The 237-nt window shown below is 70.0% G+C and carries 1 pseudogene; it reads left to right on the forward strand.

From position 1 onward, the window contains the following. Nucleotides 1–237 (forward strand): annotated as a pseudogene (locus SB754_RS22875) (hypothetical protein); the annotation flags it as partial.

Consider the following 237-nt stretch of genomic DNA (forward strand, 5'->3'; position numbering starts at 1 on the left):
GGAGGTGATCAGCGACATCCTCGACCTGTCGCGCCTCGAGCTCGACAAGCTGACGCTGCACGAGGAGGCCGTCGAGCTCGACGAGCTGATCGCGCGCTGCGCCCGCACCGTCCGGCAGCTCGCCGAGGAGGCCGGCATCGAGATCCGCGCCCGGGCGCCCGAGCTGCCGCTGCTGCGGGGCGATCCGCGCATGCTCCGCCAGATGCTGCTCAACCTGCTCTCGAACGCCATCAAGTT

Source organism: Leifsonia sp. SIMBA_070 (genome assembly GCF_046534635.1).
Lineage (GTDB): Bacteria > Actinomycetota > Actinomycetes > Actinomycetales > Microbacteriaceae > Leifsonia.